Here is a 2,185-nt window from a genome sequence, read left to right as displayed (position 1 = left end):
TACCGATTTTGGTTCTGGAAATAACTTTAAAAGTAAAGCACTGGAAGTTAAAAACGAAACCAAACAAGCGGTTTCAAAACCAACGGAGCCAGAAGAACAAATAATAGCCCAAGAAAACTCAACAGATGATGATGATGTGGTTATTGCAAAACAGCCCATCACTAAAAAACCTATTGTTGTAGTTCCGAAAAAGGAAATCAAACCTATTGTTGAAAAACCAAAAGTGACCAAAAATACTAATGATGCGCTGGACAATATTTTAAAAGGCGGCAACAAAGGTGGCGATGGAAACAGTTCAAGCCAGGGAAATCAAGGATCTGCCAACGGAAATATTTCCAATGACGGCTACGGCGTTGGCGGTTCCGGCGGTGGCTCAGGAGGCGGAAACGGAACGGGCAACGGCACAGGAACAGGAGCCGGAAGTGGTTCAGGATCTGGCGGAGGCTCCGGAAGCGGCAGTGGTGGCGGCATCGGATATTCCTTAGGAAACAGAAAAGCGTTGTCCAAACCTTCCCCAAAATATGTTTGCGACGAATCTGGAAAAGTAGTCGTAGAGGTTTCGGTCGATAGAAATGGAAATACAATAAGCGTAGTTACAGGCGTAAAAGGTACAACCAACACCGCCAAATGCCTAGCCGATCAGGCCAAAATTGCCGCTATGAACACCAAATGGCAACCCAGCAATGATGCACCTGAAAGACAGGTTGGAAAAATTGTTTATAGTTTTAGTTTGAATTAGTTTTTTAAATTTCTGGTGGAAAACTAATAATTGTCAGAATTCTTTTTGAACTTTTAAATTTTATAATTTTTATTAATGTATTGAGTTAATAATCGCATTATATAATATTCCAAATAATACTAAAATTATAAAATTTGTATTTCTTAAAGAATATTCTTTTGATTTGTGCTTTTGAGTTCCAAAATTTGTTATTTCTTTCGAGGATAAACACGATACAATTCATTATTATAAATAAAAGCAAGTGTATCTAAATCTGATTTTGGTATATTGAGTTGTTCAAAACTGGTCAAATCTTTTTCCACATACATTATGTGAATATTATCCTCCATTTTAAAATTTAGTTTTCTTTTTTGAAATTTAATAGTATAATAATTTAAATAATTTTGCTCAAAATACATTTGCATTGGCCGATTGTGGTCATTACCCGTAGGACTAAATAAAACTATACCAGAATCAAAGTATAATTCATTGCCAGTAATTATTGATGTATCTGAAACAGAAAAACTTGGATTAGATTTTTTTTGAGTTATTATTTCAGGCATTTTTTCCCAATGTGGATATAAAATATCCCAACTTTCTTTTAATTCATCATAGTTATTAATTCCATCAGAGGATGGAATTAAGTCATAAATATTTCCAATATCATCTGTGTAATAAGTAACCCAAAACTCGTGGTATGATGTATCAGCATATATTAGTGGATGAAGTTTACTGATGAATTTGATTTCCGCTTGATTTTCTTCATAATACATTTTTTCAATGATCTTTTTCTTACGATCGTATTCCGCTTCGTTATTTGCATGATATACATTTGTGATTTTTTTCCTTTTTAGAAAAGAATCATACGTTTCATTGATTCTGTATGGAATTATATCTACAGAAGTACTATCAAACGTTTTTAAATCATAACTTACATAATTGACAATTTTTATAGAATCATTACGAATTATATTGCTTTTTATTATTCTGTTGTGAAATAAATCTACTAATGCATTATGGCAACAGCCAAATTTAAGTACAATTTTGCCGTTTTCGTTAACCAAATTCATGTCATTTTCTCCAACTAATAAATAAATATTTCCATTACCTACTTTCATCCATGAAGCCGCACGTACTGAGGTTTTGTGTATGTTATAAAATGTATCAGTATTGGTTTCCAGAGTTGTCCAGTCTTTGTGTTTGTCTTTTTGTATTAGCTTGTAATCCAGCCAATAAAATAAAACTAGTAATAGAACAATTAAAGATAAACCAACTTTAAGATAAATACTATTATATTTTTTTTCTTTTTGTGTCATTATTAAAAGCGTTTTTCTAATTCCCATTCTCATCCAAATTTGCCCACATTTTTGGATCTACTTTTTCAAGAGGGACTTCTTTATCTCCACATTTTACAGAAAATTTGACACTCTTATACATAAATTGCACTTTGGCAACAATAGTTACCGC

General features: G+C 32.6%; 2 protein-coding genes. One reads left to right on the top strand and one right to left on the bottom strand.

From position 1 onward, the window contains the following. On the top strand, nucleotides 1-739 hold a 739-nt coding region (locus RMN92_RS07120; RefSeq protein ID WP_309608770.1), incomplete at its 5' end, for an energy transducer TonB. A 188-nt stretch (nucleotides 740-927) separates the two neighbouring features. Here RMN92_RS07120 and RMN92_RS07115 read toward each other — a convergent pair. Next, the gene (locus tag RMN92_RS07115; RefSeq protein ID WP_309608769.1) at nucleotides 928-2,034 is read right to left on the bottom strand and encodes a hypothetical protein; all 1,107 of its coding nucleotides are present in this window, start codon (nucleotides 2,032-2,034) and stop codon (nucleotides 928-930) included. Nucleotides 2,035-2,185 lie beyond the last annotated feature (151 nt).

It is taken from the genome of Flavobacterium sp., assembly GCF_031363805.1.
Lineage (GTDB): Bacteria > Bacteroidota > Bacteroidia > Flavobacteriales > Flavobacteriaceae > Flavobacterium.
This window is presented reverse-complemented; position numbering and strand designations above follow the sequence as displayed.